The 17,130-nt window shown below is 60.2% G+C and carries 10 protein-coding genes and 2 pseudogenes; 8 read left to right on the forward strand and 4 right to left on the reverse strand.

The features are described from left to right. The first annotated feature begins 99 nt into the window (after positions 1-99). Entirely contained in the window at positions 100-414 is a 315-nt protein-coding gene (locus P0Y33_RS01775; RefSeq protein WP_279528861.1) for a toxin-antitoxin system TumE family protein, read from the forward strand. 31 nt (positions 415-445) lie between these two features. After that, positions 446-865 (forward strand): HVO_A0114 family putative DNA-binding protein, encoded by a 420-nt coding sequence (locus P0Y33_RS01780; protein ID WP_279528862.1) that lies wholly within the window; start codon positions 446-448, stop codon positions 863-865. Positions 866-1,049: 184 nt separating this feature from the next. Here P0Y33_RS01780 and P0Y33_RS01785 read toward each other — a convergent pair. Continuing rightward, positions 1,050-1,178 (reverse strand): annotated as a pseudogene (locus tag P0Y33_RS01785) (ISH3 family transposase); the annotation flags it as partial. Between the two features lie 493 nt (positions 1,179-1,671). On the opposite strand from P0Y33_RS01785, the gene P0Y33_RS01790 reads away from it, so the two are divergent. From P0Y33_RS01790 to P0Y33_RS01800, 3 genes are all read left to right on the forward strand, one after another. Further along, on the forward strand, positions 1,672-2,931 hold the full coding sequence (locus P0Y33_RS01790) for a Cdc6/Cdc18 family protein (RefSeq protein ID WP_279528863.1): 1,260 nt from the start codon (positions 1,672-1,674) through the stop codon (positions 2,929-2,931). A gap of 1,869 nt (positions 2,932-4,800) precedes the next feature. Then, positions 4,801-4,935, forward strand: a complete 135-nt coding sequence (locus P0Y33_RS01795; protein WP_279528864.1) for a hypothetical protein — start codon at positions 4,801-4,803, stop codon at positions 4,933-4,935. Then, positions 4,932-8,726 carry an ATP-binding protein gene (locus P0Y33_RS01800; protein WP_279528865.1) on the forward strand — a complete coding sequence of 1,265 codons (3,795 nt, stop codon included), beginning with the start codon at positions 4,932-4,934 and terminating at the stop codon, positions 8,724-8,726. The genes P0Y33_RS01795 and P0Y33_RS01800 overlap by 4 nt, the downstream gene beginning before the upstream one ends. A gap of 1,118 nt (positions 8,727-9,844) precedes the next feature. Here the strand turns inward: P0Y33_RS01800 and P0Y33_RS19070 are convergent. Both P0Y33_RS19070 and P0Y33_RS01805 read right to left on the reverse strand, forming a co-directional pair. After that, the gene (locus tag P0Y33_RS19070) at positions 9,845-10,078 is read right to left on the reverse strand and encodes a hypothetical protein (RefSeq protein WP_382215427.1); all 234 of its coding nucleotides are present in this window, start codon (positions 10,076-10,078) and stop codon (positions 9,845-9,847) included. A gap of 89 nt (positions 10,079-10,167) precedes the next feature. After that, entirely contained in the window at positions 10,168-11,118 is a 951-nt protein-coding gene (locus P0Y33_RS01805; RefSeq protein WP_279528866.1) for an HNH endonuclease, read from the reverse strand. 203 nt (positions 11,119-11,321) lie between these two features. Here P0Y33_RS01805 and P0Y33_RS18985 point away from each other — a divergent pair, with 203 nt between their 5' ends. After that, positions 11,322-11,990, forward strand: a complete 669-nt coding sequence (locus tag P0Y33_RS18985) for a tyrosine-type recombinase/integrase (protein ID WP_328518030.1) — start codon at positions 11,322-11,324, stop codon at positions 11,988-11,990. A 99-nt stretch (positions 11,991-12,089) separates the two neighbouring features. Here the strand turns inward: P0Y33_RS18985 and P0Y33_RS01810 are convergent, their stop codons facing one another. Then, positions 12,090-12,881, reverse strand: a complete 792-nt coding sequence (locus P0Y33_RS01810) for an HNH endonuclease (RefSeq protein WP_279528867.1) — start codon at positions 12,879-12,881, stop codon at positions 12,090-12,092. A 393-nt stretch (positions 12,882-13,274) separates the two neighbouring features. Here P0Y33_RS01810 and P0Y33_RS01815 point away from each other — a divergent pair, with 393 nt between their 5' ends. Together P0Y33_RS01815 and P0Y33_RS01820 are read left to right on the forward strand one after the other, a co-directional pair. After that, positions 13,275-16,472 (forward strand): DUF499 domain-containing protein, encoded by a 3,198-nt coding sequence (locus P0Y33_RS01815; protein WP_279528868.1) that lies wholly within the window; start codon positions 13,275-13,277, stop codon positions 16,470-16,472. Next, a pseudogene (locus tag P0Y33_RS01820) lies at positions 16,472-17,092 on the forward strand (DUF1156 domain-containing protein); the annotation flags it as partial. The gene P0Y33_RS01815 and the pseudogene P0Y33_RS01820, both read left to right, overlap by 1 nt. Positions 17,093-17,130: the final 38 nt, after the last annotated feature.

Below are 17,130 nucleotides of genomic sequence, written 5' to 3' on the forward strand. Positions count from 1 at the left end.
GAGGTCACAGTAGGAGTGCGAGTCCACGTCATCGTCTGAATGGTGTTGGGTGCATACCCAACACACTTATCGTGTTGGGTAACAAATCAACCGAGGAGGATGGGCCAGGAACTCACGCACCGCTACACCCACGTCGAAGCCGGGCTCGTCGAGAACGTCGTCATCCGACGGACGACCGACACAGATCCCTACCCGTCCGGCTGGAAGTACACACTGCACCTGGGAACGCTGCAAGATCTGACGCTCATCCGCTACGATAACGCCCACGAAGACACCAAAGGCCACGAACTCCACACCGCTGCCGGTGACGCGGATGTCGAGTTCCCTGGTCTGGAAGAACTTGTCGTCGAGTTCTGGGCCAGTGCTGACGAATACTGGGACACCATTGGTGGCAACCCGCCACGTCCCTATTGACAGCAGACACATACATCCAACCCACCCGAACATGACCACGCTTCACATCACCGTCGGCGACCGAGCACAGCTCCGAGAGGATACGCTCCAGTTCATTCAGACTGCTGAAGCTGATGAACTGGATGAAAGCGATGAGCGTGCAGTGCTCCAGTTCGGGACTTATGACGATCTCGTCGACAGCCTCACACCACTGCGCCTCGATCTCATACAGGCTATCGCCAAAGAACGCCCATCGAGTATGCGGGAGGCTGCACGACTCGTCGACCGCGACGTCTCCGATGTCCATGCAGATCTGAAACAGCTGGAAGTTTTGGGTATCCTCGAACTCAAGGAAGGTGGCCCTGGGGGAGCGATCCGGCCAGTTGTCCCATTCGATAAAATCGAGATGCACATCGACTACCCCCTTCTCGACGACGTCGACGTAGACAGTACTCCAGCTAGCGCAGACTAGCCACGTGTTCAGTACCTCACAAAGCATCGCCAGTTAGCCTGACCTGATCCACCTGTTCTGTTGTGATGAGTTGTCGCTACTGGTCAAGCAACGCTGATCGAAGAGGGTGCTGTCGCTGTCGGCGGCGGTCAACCGCCGACGCGACAGCGTTGCCACTCCTGAAGGGAGCTTGCTCGATCAGTGACTACCGGGAGAACCGGTCGTCAGGTGGCCGGTTCGCGGGGACGGCCCGACGCACCGCGAGGGCCGTCCACGCAGCCCGCCGAACCATATTCACGAACTCCTTGTACGGCCACCACCAGAGGCGACGCCCTTGGAAGAGATACCCACCATCGTTGCCAGTTGTTCCAACACCGAGAGCCCGAGCCGAACGTGATGGATACTGCTCGGGCCCCCACCCCGGATTGTAAGTGTTCTCGACGCTGAGAGGGGCAGCCGGTTCGCAACCGCCGCCATCGATTTGACTTAAAGACGTGAATATGACCGCCAACAGACCCCCCAGATTGCAAGTGTTTAGCAGCAGTATCGACCCTATAGACAAGAAATTCCTGTAGTACGCCGTATTGCCGCAACCACAACAGCTAATACTACACTACTGCGACTGCTAGACGACTGGACCCCCTCCTGAGGTGAATCCGCCACAGCCGGTCGATATGTGCTGAGCTGCTTCGCTTCGTACCCGTCCCTGTCTGCAGCCAAGAACACTTACAATCCGGGGGGTGTGTGCACCGGTATTCGCCGAACACTTAGAACAGGTAGAACACTTACAAGGGAGGGTTAAAGTGGGTTGGCGGAAACAGGGTGGTATGGACTCCCCGTTCAAGGACGCAAACCACATCTTCCGCGACAAGGAGCCGTTCAAGGAGGGCTACACTCCCGACGAGATCCTTGAACGCGAGGAGGAGATCCAGGAATACGCCGCCGCGCTCCAGGACATCCCCGATGGGTTCGGCGCCCCGAACGTCTTCATCTACGGGCAGACCGGCGTCGGGAAGACCGCGACGACGCAGAAGGTTATCGAGTTCCTCGAAAGCGAGGCCGAGTCGGCCGACGTCAAACTCACGACGCTCGCAGTGAACTGCAACAAGCGGACGTCGACGTACAAGGTCCTCCAGTATCTTGCGAACGAGCTCTACCCGGACGAGCACTTCAAACAGGGAACCCATCCCGACACGCTCTGGAATCGGATTTACGAGCGCCTCGACGAGATCAGCGGCTACGTCCTAGTCATCCTCGACGAGATCGACAAACTCGGCGAGGACGAAGAACTCCTCTACGACTTCCCCCGGGCGAAGGCGATCGGCGAACTCGAGAACGCCGAAGTCGGGATCGTCGGGATCAGTAACAACTTCAAGTTCCGCGAAAACCTCTCCCAGCGCGTCAAGTCGACGCTCTGCGAGAAGGAGATACAGTTCTCGCCCTACGACGCACACGAGTTGCGATCCATCCTCTCCTACTACGCGGACCTCACGTTCCACGACGGCGTGGTCACGGGGGACGTCGTCCCGCTCACGGCGGCGTTGACTGCCCAGGACTCCGGCGACGCCCGCATGGCCCTCGACCTCCTCGAGACGGCTGGCGACATTGCCCGCCACGAGGATGACGACGTCGTGACCGAGGACCATGTCCGGATCGCCCGAAGCGAGGTCGACCGCGCCAACACGCGGGACATTATCACCGAGCGCCTCACGAGTCAGATGCAACTCGTCCTGATGGCGACCACGCTTCTCGTCATCGACCCTGACGGCGAGGCGAAGGTGAAGACGATCTACCTCTACAAGGACCTCTGTGACCGTATCGACGCCGATACGCTCTCGGAGAGCCGGATCCGCGACCACCTGGACACGCTGGAGATGTTCGGTCTCCTCGAGAAGGGCGAACACAACCTCGGGCGGCGTGGCGGCCGCGCGTACATCTACTCGCTCGTCGACGAACCGCGCATCGTCGTCGAGACCTTCCAGGAAGATGAGCGGCTGCGCCAGGGCTTTCCCGCGTCGATCGACGCCCTCCTCGGCGCCTTCGAAGCGTCCAACCAATCCCACATCCAGAGCGAGTTCGAGGGCTGAGCGGCTCGAAAACACTTACAACGCGGGGGGTGGGCAGCGCGGCACGGGTGGTGGCGAATTCTCACGGTGTGTCGTCTCCACACGGCATCGGGATTCCGGGGGTTCTGACGGCTCACTTGGCTGTAAACACTTGCAATCCGGGGGGTGGGGAAGGGAGACTGGGTCTCGAACCAGTTCGACTCGGTGTACAGGTGAGTGCTATTGAGCGACCTACGGCTACAGCCGTGGGCTTGCTCCTGTAGCTCGTACCAGCCGGCAGTGAGTACCGACAACGGAGGAATGCACTTGCGACCGGGGATGTCCCCCAGCATTGTCTGGGGCATCGAAGTGAGCGAACGCCAAGCAGCACGCGGGCCCCGACATCACGTCACCCGCACTCCATGCGTCCAGTGTAGATGCCAGAAAAGCAGCGAGAGAAACTCTGATACTTGCTTCTGGAGAACGGAGGGAGTTCCTGATGGAGAATAACCCGGTGCCGACTGAAGCGTAGAGTGTGGAACCCACTCCACACGAGATAGTCCGTCTGGAGTATGGATTTGGTTTTTACAGCACATGCAGATGGGTGCTTCCTGACCAATCCAGACTAGAAGACACCAGCAACGATAATCAATTCCGGTTGGACAGAGTCTCATACCGGGTCTTTCAAGCACTTACATTGGACGCCCGGGGTGTAGGTGCGATACTCACCGCTCCGAGAATACCGGATCAGATGGAAGCAGTGTTGGTGGCGTGGTGGTCCACTCTTGCAGCCGTCGAGTACGTCGCTGGGAGAGCGGTTCTGTGCCACTCAGGCACGTCACTCCATCAACGGCCCCGCCCACGGTGAGACGGGGAATCCGTCTCGCTCCCTCGCTTGCACGCTCGCCACTACGCCCGTCAGCGTGTCACTGTTCACTCTTCACATCGATCTCACGGGGTGCCGTCGCTGACCAGATGAGTACCACGAGCGCTCACGAACCCTGCCGAAACGCACCTAGGAACGAAGCGAGTCACACCGACGCTGTCGTCACGGCATCGAGTCTGACAACACCACGAGCAGCCCAGAAGCCGCTGTAAACCAGCGCGTTAGCCGTTCTCGGCTTTCGCCGTCGTCCGCTCACCGAATCCCACCGCAAACACTGCTTTCGGGCACGTCGACGCGTCTCCAGCCCATCTAGGAACATGCACACATCGGCAGCCGAACCACGTTCATTCTGAGTTCGATAACTGGGCAGGACGAGCCCGGATACCGCCGAAATCGACCATTCAGTGTCGACGATAAGCGGCGCTCGGAGCGTCGGCTCGCGACGGAGATGGCTCCCCACCGCTCGCAGGCCCATGCGCGCTCGATTCGGGGGAGTACACGGGCTTCACGGCCTCAGAACGACGAGGCAGCGCCGTGGACCCTCTCCCAACTATGTCTGAATCGCTCTCGCTGCCCTCAACAGTCGTCTGGGGCCCGCTCGATAGTGTAGATACTCGATCAGCGCACGCGTCGGATCCCTCTACGAAACCCGCATACCCGTCGAGCACGGCCACGAGCGGGCGAGCGTCGGCGTCGGCGACCGCATCCGCGATCGCCTAACTGCCAAAACCGCACGCAAGCGACCGATTATGAAACTTCAAGATACAGCCCGATAGAGCGGACGCGACACCGCGCATCGGCCGTCCACGGCGGGTACCGCCCTCGGTTCCGCGGTACAGGACCCAACACGGCAACACATCATCACACTACCCTCACGCTCAGACTCGCCACACACCACCTTCCTTCCGGGGTATTCGCTCGATTCACACCAGCCAGCTGGAGTGGAGCAATCCGAGTTACCGACTGTTCAAACTGCAGATAGGTGATAGATTGGCTTATGCTTCGTCCCGACAATGAATTGTGCAATGGTTCGAGCGTCCGACCTCCAACACGACAACCATAATGCAGGCGTCGCCGTGGGGCGGACGCTCATTCACCGCAACCACGGTGCCGACACAGCCACCATAATCGACCCCGACACGACCACGGGGGGTTCGTGACCGTCGAACACGAGGCGGCGACGCCTCGTACCCACGACCACGGCGCCGAGCATGGTGCAGTCGCCGACCTCCCACAGCGAGTCACCACTAACGCCCTCCCCGAGGACGCCGATGCCGACGTCGACACCCGCCGCTATCTCGAGATCCGTCCGGCAGCGAGCCGCACCGCCCCGAACACACTCGTCCGTGCGATGGACGTGCTCGAAGGCGCCCTCAGAACTGCGACGAAGACCGGGCTCCGCCACACGCTCACCCGGTCGGCACAGCGGCCCGTCGTCGAGTGGGTGCTCGTCGCCGACGGCTACGCCGATACGGGGATTCGCTATCTCGTCGGCACCGATGACGACTTCCACGACGAACTCGAGAGCATCCTTCGAAGCGGCCTCCCCAGCGCCTACGAGTTCCGGACCGTCGAGTGGCATCCACGCCTGCTCGAGGCCGACGTCCCGCTGCCGACGGCACCGACGGGCGGCGCGGATCATCCGGCGATCACGCCCGCGACACCGTACGTCGCAAGCGTCGAGTATCGCGGGTACACCGATCTGCCGCGTGACTGGCAGACACCGCTCCGCTCGTACGGCGACTTCGTCACCGGCACCTCGGACGCACGCGACACGACGAGCCGTCCTCCCAGCGGCGACGGGACACACACGTCCCACCAGTCGTCGGCCGATGAGTATCGCATGCCGCTCGCCACCCTCGTCGAGACGCTCCGCGATGCGACGACGCCCGCGATGTACCAAGTGGTCTGTCAACCGTACGCGGACTGGTCGAGCGCCGCCGAGGCGTACCAGCGTGACCTCGAAACGGGGAGCACGACCCGACTAGACAAACTGCTCGACGCCATCCTCATGCCCGATTCGGAGACGCGTCGTGAGTATGACCCCCCGATCGCGGATCGCAACCGCCTCGAGGCGATCGCGACACGTGACCCGAAGCACACGTTCTGCGTCTCGGCACGCGCCGTCGCGTTCACGCGTGGCCCGCCCGATGCGGCAAATCGACTCGTCCAGCGCCTCGCGAACGCGCTGGGCCACCTCGGGAGTCCGACCCACCGTCTCGAGGGTGTGGTGGCGACCGACGACGAACTCCACGCGAGCAATCGCGCCCCACCAGGCGCGGCCGTCTACGACGACCTCTGTGCACGCCGGGTCTACCCGCCGACCTACGACCGACTCACCACCAGACTCCCGTGGCACGCTCCCGGGAGTCGAGGTCTGGTCGTCGCCCCTCACGAACTCCCCAGTCTCTGCCTCCTCGATGGGGCCGGCCTCACGCCGCGTGGCCGGCGGGCCGTCGAGACACGGTCCTCGGAGCGAACCGGCCTCCCGCTCCCACCGCCGTCGCTGCTCCGGCAGTATGCGGGCCCGGGCCAAGCGCTCGGGTCGCCGCTCACGGTCGACCGCGAACCCCTCGATACTCCGCTGGTCCTGCCGCCGAGCGAGCAAGACCGCCACCTCATCGTCATCGGCGAGACCGGCAGCGGGAAGAGTATCCTCGTGGACGGGGCCGCACTCGCGAATCAGGAAGCGACCGACGGCCCCACGATTCTCTGTTACCACAAGGGCGGTCGCGCCGCGACGGACTACCTCCAGGCCCACTACGCGACACACGGCACGCTCGAGAACGTCTTCTACTTCGACCTGACCGAAACGCTTCCTGCGCTGGGCTTTTTCGATATCCGGCCGCTTCTCGAGAGCGGCCTCCCCAGGGAAGAAGCCCGCTCACGCGTCGCCGGCCACTACGAAGAGATCCTGGCCGGCGTCATGGGGAGCGAGCGCTACGGGCAGGCCGTCGAAGCACCGAAGATCATCCGCAATCACCTCCGGGCCCTGTTCGATCCGGTCCACGGCGACGACGCCATCTCACACACCGACCTGTACGCCGCCCTCGAGAACACACAGGCCCAGCGCAACACGCCCGCGACCAGTGACGACAACCTCGAAGCCTACTTCACGGGGCTGTTGGAGCGCGACCGCGACGTGTTCAACCGCGCCGTCGGCGGTGCCGTCTCCCGGGTCGAGACCATCGCGACGGACAGTCGCCTCGCCCCTATCTTCGAGCACGTCCCCGATGAGACCGGCCCGGCGTTCAGCTTCGCCGATATCGTCGATCAGGATGCGGTCGTCATCTTCGATTTCGGTGGCATGGAAGATCACGTCAAGCGCACGCTCACGCTCGTCTTGCTGTCGAATCTCTGGACCGCACTCAAAGCGCGCGCGGAGCGCACACAGCCGACGACCGACGAGCAAGCACTGGTCAATCTCTACATCGACGAGGCGCGCGACCTGGCGGACACACGACTGCTCGACACACTCCTCTCGCAGGGGCGGTCGTTTGGCCTCGCGGTCACGCTGGGCGTCCAGTTTCCGAGCCAACTCGACTCACCGGATCCGGCGGCCGATACGTATCGCGAAGCACTCAACGAGACGGCGACGTTCGTCGTCGGCAACGTCACGGTCGACGACGACCTCATGCGCGCGCTCGCCACCGACGACATGCCGCCGAGCGAGGTCGCGACCCGCCTGGGCGCGATGCGCCGCGGTGAGTGGCTCGTCCGCCCCGGCACGGGCTTCGGCCAGCCACTCGCCCGGCCGTTCCTCATCCGATCACTCCCGATTCCAGCGGGCCATCCCGAGAGCGACGCGCCGCTCGTCGGTAGGAAAGCGTCTCGCTTCGAACACGCATCCCAGCGCGTTCGTGAGCGAACTCGCGAGCAGTGGGGACTCACCCACCACGGGCCGGTCCGGCCGAGCGATGAGTCGTCACACGCCGCAGCCGACGACGAGGCCCGTAGCGCGGATTCGACCGCCCGACCTGACGCATCCCGACTGCCGCGCGTCGATACGCTTCTCCCCTACACGAACCGGTTGCCGGCAGTCGTCGCCTACGACGCCTCGAGACACGCCCTGCGCTGTCGGCGGTGTGAGAACCGCTATGACCCCAGTATCGACGGGATGCGTCGGGCCATCTCCTGCTGCGGGTCGCTCGCCGACGTCGACCGCGACGACATCCCCGTCTGCGAGTTCAACCTCAAGCTCTCGCCCGACGAGGTCGAGGCCTCGGCCTGGTCGCTTCGACAACTCCTCTTCCTCCAGGCCGTCTATAACGCACAACAGCGCCGGTATGACCCGCTGGAGTACGATATCCTCACCGACTCCATGCTCCGCCTCCAGGCGTACGTCGGTATCGAGACGGCCGCGATCCAGGCACTCATCGATGCAGACCTCCTGCGGCACGATACCGACCATCCACATCGGCTGTATTCGGTCACACCCGATGGCCGGGACGCCATCGGCGAGAGCTATCGCCAGGGTGTCGACTACGGCCACGGCCAGGGCGACCTCGAAGAGTCGAGTGCCCACGTCTTCGCGGTCGATGTCGGCCGGCGCTATCTCGCCGTCGAGTATGTCGAGAATCCTGAATCACCGGTCGTCGACGTCGTCCCCTACTACGAGATCGATGAGCAACGCCGGCTCGATATCGCCGGGCTCGACGCCGCGGGCGACGTCGTCGTGGCTGTCGAGGCCGAGCGCATCAATCACGATGTGCGACGGGCGGTCGTCGAGGATTTCGACAAGATGGCCGATATGGATGTCGATGATGCGATCTGGATCGTCATGACGCAAGCCGATGGCCACGAAGTGTTGCAGGCACTCAACGACCCGCTGGAGGGGCCAGTCCGCGTCGAGAAAACCTACGCCGCGTCGACGCCACCACAGCAGTTCCGCATCGACACGCCCGGCCTCACCGCGATGTATCCGGCCGAGTGGCTGCGCGACCGACTCTGAAGCAACACGATGACCGAGAGCGGAGCGACGAGGAAAAAGCAGAAGGCGAGGGGCAAGGGTCGGGCGGCGGTTCAGCCCGATTCGGTGTGGTTCGGGCTCGGTCCGATGTCGGTCGGTGCAGTGAGCGAAAGGCAAGGCGAAGAGGGCAGGGAGGCAGATGAAGCGCACCACCGGGGGAGCCCGGAAGCAATCGCAGTCGGTGGGTGTCCAGACTATTCAGCCACGAGAAGGGACGTACCGAGCCATGGAGCCCCTCCCGTACCTGCTCCACACTGGATACAGAAATCCCATCACCTCCGCTGTTGAATAGCGGTGTCTTCGCAGAGGATCGTAATTTGATCCAGTGTCCCAACTACTGACCGTGGAGGTCCCAGAATTCCTGTCGATTCACGTCGGCTTAGAGACCGCTATTCAACACAGCAGCATTGCCAACACCTGAGAGCGACCACTCCCGACGTTCGCGACGACCGACTATCCCGTGGCGAATCGTCGGATTCGGTTTTACCGGTTGTGTGGGGTCGAGCCCCCGTCTCGAACCGTCTACTGGCACGAACGGGTGTTCATAATCGGCTGTAACCCCCGCAAGGTGGAGTTGTGGGATGTCTGGTGGATGAGTATGACGTCGCGAGATCCGTCATGCTGACGCAGAACTGTTTCGACTGGATCGCCGACCGAGCGCCTCTCGACGTCGCGATCGGCCGATTCGCCAGTAGGGCTGCTGGATACTGGTGGGGAGATTCCGGTCGCACTCGACAAAACCGCATGACGGCGACCGATTATGAAGATTCTCGACGGCGCGAACGCTCGACGAGTGGCGTCGGGGATCCAGGACGGGTGTGGACCGAGACCGGCCCACGATGGGCGTGATGGCCGCGACGGCCGATCGTGACGCGTCTCGCCGTCGAGTTCCATCCGTCCCACATCACTCCAACTCACCCGTTTCAGTACTACACAGACGCCTTCTTCCGGGGAATCGTACCGATTAGGAACGACAGCTAACTGCGCGTAACGCAGTAGACTCCTTCTCGGCCTTGCTTACCGCGTGAATCCGAGTATGATGCCCTCGAAACTTAGACGGCGTGTGAGGAATCGCTCAAGAGCCGAGAAGACGCCACCTTCTACTCGCCATCGAGGGGCGGTCGCAGGTCCCGCCAACGAACGTCGACCGACTCTCCACCATCAAGCTCGATCCGATACAGCAGTTGATCACGCTCATCGCCCGTCTCGAGATATGCATCATCAGACAATACGTCCCGAATCACCCCATGCTCCCCGTGAAGACGCTCATGGTCTGGATCACTCTCATCCGGAATATCGATTCGGACGCGGTCACCCTCACTAAACCGCTGCATCAGTATCGGTACTACGTCAGTACGACTCTTCGGTGTGCCGGTCTCACGTGCTCGGAGCGGTCATGAACTGACTCATCCCTCTAAACCGCCTACCACCACTCAAGCCCCGCATTCCGCTCCTTCAGGAATTCCTCGCCAACAGACGCCCTATCCGGAAACTGCACCCGCTCGCCGTCGCGCCGAACTAAGGTCTCCTCAAAGAACTCCGTCTGTGCCTCGAACTCCGGATGGACGTGCAACCGTTGGTCCCCATCCAGCGTGAACAGCCCGGCGTCGAAGGCCTGGTGGTGCAACCAGTTGAGGATCAGCACGTTGTCCGGGTGCTCGGCGACCTCGACGGTCTCGGCCCGCGGCACGATATGCGAGAGCGTGACGAACGGCGACCCCTCTAACTCTGTTAAGAGACACTGGTCATCGTACCTCGACAACACCCGATCACGAAAGCCTGCACTCACCTCAACCGTCTCGACAGTGTAGTTGCGGATCGTCCCACTCGCCGTCGTCCGACCACCACCCTCGCCGCCCTGCCCGATATCCCCGTTCAGCGCTCGTGCCTCACGGGCCATCTCGCGATCGAGTTCCAGAATTCGCCGGACGTTATCGGGCAGGTCGACGTCGGCCAACAGATGCGTGATGTAGCGTTCGACGTATTCAGGGTCAAGCGCATTCGCTGCTCTGACGAACTTCGCAAACTCGTCACCGTCGATAAACGCCGTGTCGTCGAGTGGCTCGTCGAACTCCCGAACGAGCGGCCGACAGTAGACGAAGTGCGCATAGTCGTCTTTCCACTGATGGTGGTCCTGATCGGCGACTGGCGCCGTCGCCTCAACGGTCCACACGCCGACAACGCCATGCTCGGACTTTCGGACGATCGCCGTATCGCCCGGTTGCAGGCGATCGGCAACGTAGGAAATATGCGAGGAGAGGCCGTGCCAGGGATACCCGATATGGCCGTCGTGAACGTCGAGACTCGGCGGCCCATTCACACAGCCCTCCCAGTTCTCTGGTTTGATGTTGAACAACCAGACCGTCGCGCCCATACGCCCTCCTGTCGGAGTACCACCAAATAACTATCGCGTCGCTGGCCAGAGTCTAGGCTGGTAGACCCTCGTTACACGGCAAGTGAAGGCATATGCACGCCCGCATCTCCGACTGACGAGTCAATAGGGATTACCGTTCAAAACAGAAACCTGAATCGCCCGATTTCGCTGCTCCTAGTTACTCTAGGGCATCAATTACGGATATGGCGCCAACACGCGAGAAAGCGCTCACGGAACGTGACTTTGAACGCCTTCTCATCGGAGCACGCCGTATCGACGACGCGAACCAACGACTCGAGGCACATGCAGCGATTCTTATCGGGGGTCGGCTTGGGCTCCGGCCGGGTGAAGTGACCCATCTCTCTGAGTCGTGGATCGACTGGCAGCGACAGATGATTCGCATCCCAGAGCACCATCCGTGTAAGAAAGGGCGTAATGGAGGTCTCTGTGGCTATTGTCGACAGGCAGTCGAACAGCAACAACGCCATGGATCCGAGGATACAATCGAAGAACTCACCGCGCAGTACTGGCAACCGAAAACCGCTGCTGCGGCCCGTTCGGTCCCGTTCCACTTCTCGTCTCGAGTACGGGTCGCACTCGATCTTCTCGTCGACGAATATAGTGGGTGGCCGTACTCGTTCTCGACGCTCCAGCGGCGACTGAACCGTGCACTCGAGCTCGCACCCAACCTCGAGCCAGAAACGACATCGCCGCACGGATTACGGGCAACTGCTGCATCTTATCACGCAGGTCGTGGATTGGACATGGCTGCACTCAGAGCGATGTTTGGATGGGAAGATCTCGAGACAGCACGGCAGTACTTGAACGTCGACGGGGCGATGACGCGCCGTGCACTCAGCAGTATTCACTAACGGCTCGTAAATCAGGGTCAGTCGGAGCGGAAGTCGATCATCTTTGCCCTTCAGCAATACCGAAACGAGTGTTCACCATTGCTAAGCAGGCAGCCAGATCTATGACCGGAGATTTGGAACGACAATCTCGTCATTGTGATAGTCGAGATACTCTCGCTCAATCTCGTGGTCTCCCCGAACGGTCAACACGCGGTTGTCGACTCGATCCTCGTAGAGATGCCGTAGCTCGTATGAGCGAGGGTCGATCGCGATAGTCCCATAGTCGAAGTCCGCGTGGTGGTCGGGGCAGAGAACAAGCAGATTATCTCGAGAATCCGGCCCATCATCGCCGAGTGGCCGAATATGGTGCCCCTCAGCATAGTAGACGTCGACAGCACGTCGCCGTTGCTCCTCACAGACCTGACAGCGGTAGTTGTACAGCTCTTTGAGCTCGGTGACGAGTTCGGTGTTCCGAAGGATTCGTGAAACCGTCGTCGTGGTCTTCGGTGGAGTTGCGACGTCACGCACGACTTCGGCAGTGTCGAACTGACCCCAGTCTGCTGCGATCGGCCCGTCACTGATGGTATTCGCCTCGAGGAACGACTCGATGTCACCGAAGCGCTCACGGATTTCTCGATGTCCCTGCTCGTTGAGTGATTGGAAGCCGACAAGGTGGTCGATTCCATAGCCGGCCCAGTTGTGAAGCGTGACGCTATCGAGGTCGATAGCACGGACATCACGTAGATAGATGAGGTATTCCCACTCACCGGTTCCATCGTCCGTTCCCGGGGATCCCTCGGGGGACCAGAGGTCGTAGGCTCGCTCACGGTTCTGTTCCGTATCGACAACGGTTGCAGCATATCGATACCGGTGATTGCCGGTATAGAATAGGATGACATCGCCGGACTCCATTTGAGACCAACTCCCCGACTGGCGCGCACCCCACACTGCTACCGGCCGGTCGAAACCAGGAATCGCATTTCCACTCTGAACCGTCTTCTGCAGATGTCGATAGCCGCGGGCACTCCCACCCTGAGACGCTGCGGCAAGGAAGACCTGACTGGTCATAGCTTGCTTTACTAATGATGCGCGTTACGCGCGCTCCACACGTGGTTGTCTCGCCATTGTGGACGGGTTACGACGGTTTCAGATCGAATATACTGAATGTTCACTGAGGGAGATATTGATCAGTAGGGTGAAAAAGCCTATTGATATTGTTCATTCCCATACTGGTGAACTGAACCACGTCTGGTGAATACTGAGTTCTGGGTTGCGCGTTGCGCATCATCAGTTGGCCATCGACGGATGAGCGATACGTCGTCTCAATCTCTTACTGAAACGGTCACGTTGAGCCGCGAGCTTCGGGAAGAGGGACAAATCGACGGGCAGGTGAAGCTCTACAACGTCGACGAGGAGTCTGAGTTCGAATCCGACGCCGAAATATTCTTCGAGCGGACCATGCTGACCCACGGACTCCGAGAAGCTCTGACGATTCTTCGAGATGCCCTCACTGGCGATGACCCACGGGGAACACACATCCTCTATGGACCGTACGGAAGCGGGAAGTCCCACCAGATGGTTGCACTGTACCACTGCTTTGCTGCCCCAGACATCGCTGGTGAATGGGCAGCCAGCGACATCGACGGATTCGACGAGGCACTCCCCGACGAGGGAGTCCCGATCACCGTCGCGATGCAGAACGAGCAGTACGAATATCTTTGGGAACCGTTCTTCGAGGCACTCAACTACGACCCTGGTCACTTCGATTCGGGCGGATATCCAGATATGGAGACGATTCGCGAGGCGGTCGGCGACCGCTCGGTGCTGTTCCTCGTCGACGAACTTGAGGACTGGTTCGACACGCTTCAAGGAGACCGGAAAAGCGCGAACAAAGCATTCCTACAGGCACTGCTCGAGTCGACGGCGCTTTCAGACCTGGATCTGTTCACCATCGTTTCGGTTCTTCGCGAGGGATCAGAGGTTCACGAGATTCTGAATCGTGAACAGGCGGTCGAAGTCAACATGAACAATCAGGTCGACAAGCGTGACGTCCTCCACCATCGCCTGATCGAATCAGTCGACGAGGATGCCGCTCGCGATATCGTGAACGGGTACTTCGACGCCTACGACCAATCCGACCATGTCGACCTCCCGTCCGGTCTGCTGTCGGAGATGCACGAATTCTATCCGTTCCACCCTGTTCTCTTGGATACACTCGAGACTCGCTACTACGCTGACGAGGGCAACCAGAACACACGCGGGATGATCTATCTGTTCTCGAAGGTACTGCTGGAGATGCGAGAGCAGACAGATCTGATTACACACGGGGATATTGATGCACTCAAGTTCGAAGACGAACTCTCGAAAATCAACTACGAGCGGCTGAATGCAGCAACAGGAGACATCACAAGCCGAATCGACGAGAGTGAAGTCCCACACGGACGCCGCATTCTGAACACTGTTCTCCTGTATTCGCTAAAGCCAAGCGAGGGAGAGGGGGCCAAGACGTCCGAGATCGTTATGGGCGCTTACCAGACCAATAGCTTGGTCTCCGACATCGTGCTCAATCTCGAGCGCCTGCATGGCGTCGCATGGCATCTCCACAAACTCAACGGAAAGTACGCTATTCGAGACCGACAGAATCCGAACGCTCTCATCCGAAACGCTGCCACTGATGTTTCTGAGGCTTCGGCTAAAGCTGAGATTGCTGATTTCATCACCGAGATATTCGGCTCGAAGGCTTACCCAGTCGGTTTTCGGACGAACGATATCCAAAACCTGCCCGACAGTCGTGAGATCAAGGTCGTAGTAAAGGACGATCAGTGGGACCACGATGCGGTCGAGCGCGTCATCACCAACGATGGGCGCGGTCGTGAATGGCGTAACACGTTCGTGTTCGTCCAACCTTCGGGAACCGACGCCATCGAGTCCGGGACGAGATACATCGATAAGGCGCGGTACATCGAGGGAGCGAGACAGGTACTCTCAGACCAGTCCCTCAACGAGGAGATTCGTGACTCGATACGGGGGATGAAGAATCAGGAGGTGAGCGAACTCCGTGAAGAACTCCAACTGCTCTATGGAGAGGCCGTTGATGGTGACGACCTGCTCAACGAGTTCGAGATGGCCGCACCGATGGATCTCGACGTCTTCGTCACCGTGGGCGAGAAACTCGACGCCTCAAACATCGCGGAGGCGGCCGCAGCTGATCCATTCGATCTCCAAAATCACGTTTGGCCGATCGTCCAAGACCTCCTCGACCGACGTGGTGAAATTGCAATTGAGGATATCTACGAGCAGTTCCTTCGCGATCCTGGGCTGCCGATCCCGGGAAGTGTCGACGACGTAGTGAGTGCAACCATCGATGGACTCGCTGACAGGCCAGTTCTCGCGCGTGATACTGACGGCTTCCGTGATGACCTCGCGGGGAGTTCACTCGATACGATACTCGTGTACCGAGATCCGGTCACACTCTGGGATGTCGACGACGTCGAGCAGGAACTACGCCGGCGCTTCGGAAGTGGGGCGACGACTATCGCGATCGGGGAGTTCCAACGCGAATTGCTGGAGGACAGTAACGTCTGGATCACTAGCGATGGCCACCAAGCAGTCCTCCAAGCAGTCGGACGGTTGCAACGCGAAGAACAGTACCTCGTCGTGCATGGCGACGAAATTCTCGATGAACCCACCGCCGATGCGTCGTTACGTGACGTTAGTCACGCGAAGACTGTCAGTGCGTCATACATCGGCGATCGTATCGAAGACGAGATTGAGCGGAATGGTCACGCGAATCTCGATACGATCATTAGCGACATTCGGGTTGATGAGGGGGTGTATCTTCCACCGGACGAGACTGAAAGTGCCGCTCGTGAAGCAGTGAACGATTTCCTTGTCGAAGACTACGTGCTCGAGGCTGGTGGGCGATACCTAGAGTCCCTCGGCGACCGTAACCCGACGACCGTCACACTGATGCCGACGGTTTCCAGCGAAACTGGTACGCAAATTCTGGAGTACGTACGAGAACTCGACGAGGGCAGACAGTTTACGGTGAGTAAGGTTGCCGACCGATTCGACAGTACCGTCACTGGCGATCGAGTTCAGACGTTCCTGTTGGCTAATCTCGGACGTGAAGACGAACCGATCTACGTCGTTGGTCCGACGGGCTCCGACGATCCGGCTGACTGGATGCCAGGCTATCCGTTCCGAAAGCCTGAGCAGGGTGCCCAGTCGTGGCGCTTCGAGTACAACGGCGACGACGTCGCCGCGATGCGGAGTAAGTGGCGGCAGGCTCACCAATCCGGGACCGTCGACTATGGTGACGTTACCTTCATCCTGCCGAATGAATCGGGCGTTCCGGACCACCTCCAGGAGACCGTCGATGTTGAGCGCTCGCAGGTCAGCTTGACGCTACGTTCCGGTCAGGAGTACACCAAAGTACAGGACTTGTTCGAGCGGCCAGACGAGGCGTCGAGCCTGAAAATCGAAATCACCTTCCAGAGATAATGTCGAAAGAACCGAATGCGGAGAGCGAGCGGACGGAACTCCCTATCGAACGAGGATTCCCGATTGAACGGGTGAACGAAATCGCCGAGAAGGAAGGGCGCGCCAAGCAGTACTACCGACCGGTCTACACGATGCACAAGTGGTGGGCTCGACGCCTTGGCTGTGTCTTCCGTGCAGTCTCTCTCTACACACTCCTTGACGATCCTGAGAAAGTCGAAGTCGTCGAGCCAGGACACGAGAGCGAGACGCTTGCTGGGTGGGGTGAGAGCGAAGCCAGTTCGGACGTTGCGTCCATCATAGATCGGGTCGATATGAACGACCCAGAGAGCCTCTGGGAACTCTATCCGAAGGACGTCCGCGTCGAGGACAAGAAAATCCTCGATCCATTCATGGGTGGCGGAACCTCACTCGTTGAAGCGTCGCGTTTTGGCGCCGACGTTGTTGGTAACGATCTGAATCCAGTCGCGTGGTTCGTCACGAAGAAAGAACTCGAAGCAGGCCAGACCGACGTCGAGGCTCTCGAAGAGGCATTCGAGCAGGTCGAAGCAGACGTCGCCAACGAGATTCTCCAGTATTACGAGACGCCCTGTCCGAACGGCGACCACACAGCCGACGTGATGTTGCCTTGTTTTGCCACCGATTGATGGAAGTTTCAGAC

The organism is Halospeciosus flavus, assembly GCF_029814175.1.
GTDB lineage: Archaea > Halobacteriota > Halobacteria > Halobacteriales > Halobacteriaceae > Halospeciosus > Halospeciosus flavus.

Coding starts and splice junctions, on each gene's coding strand:
- P0Y33_RS01795 (WP_279528864.1), top strand. CDS start 4,801: ATGGTTCGAGCGTCCGACCTCCAACACGACAACCATAATGCAGGCGTC.
- P0Y33_RS18985 (WP_328518030.1), top strand. CDS start 11,322: ATGGCGCCAACACGCGAGAAAGCGCTCACGGAACGTGACTTTGAACGC.
- P0Y33_RS19070 (WP_382215427.1), bottom strand. CDS start 10,078: ATGCAGCGGTTTAGTGAGGGTGACCGCGTCCGAATCGATATTCCGGAT.
- P0Y33_RS01805 (WP_279528866.1), bottom strand. CDS start 11,118: ATGGGCGCGACGGTCTGGTTGTTCAACATCAAACCAGAGAACTGGGAG.
- P0Y33_RS01780 (WP_279528862.1), top strand. CDS start 446: ATGACCACGCTTCACATCACCGTCGGCGACCGAGCACAGCTCCGAGAG.
- P0Y33_RS01790 (WP_279528863.1), top strand. CDS start 1,672: ATGGACTCCCCGTTCAAGGACGCAAACCACATCTTCCGCGACAAGGAG.
- P0Y33_RS01815 (WP_279528868.1), top strand. CDS start 13,275: ATGAGCGATACGTCGTCTCAATCTCTTACTGAAACGGTCACGTTGAGC.
- P0Y33_RS01775 (WP_279528861.1), top strand. CDS start 100: ATGGGCCAGGAACTCACGCACCGCTACACCCACGTCGAAGCCGGGCTC.
- P0Y33_RS01810 (WP_279528867.1), bottom strand. CDS start 12,881: ATGGAGTCCGGCGATGTCATCCTATTCTATACCGGCAATCACCGGTAT.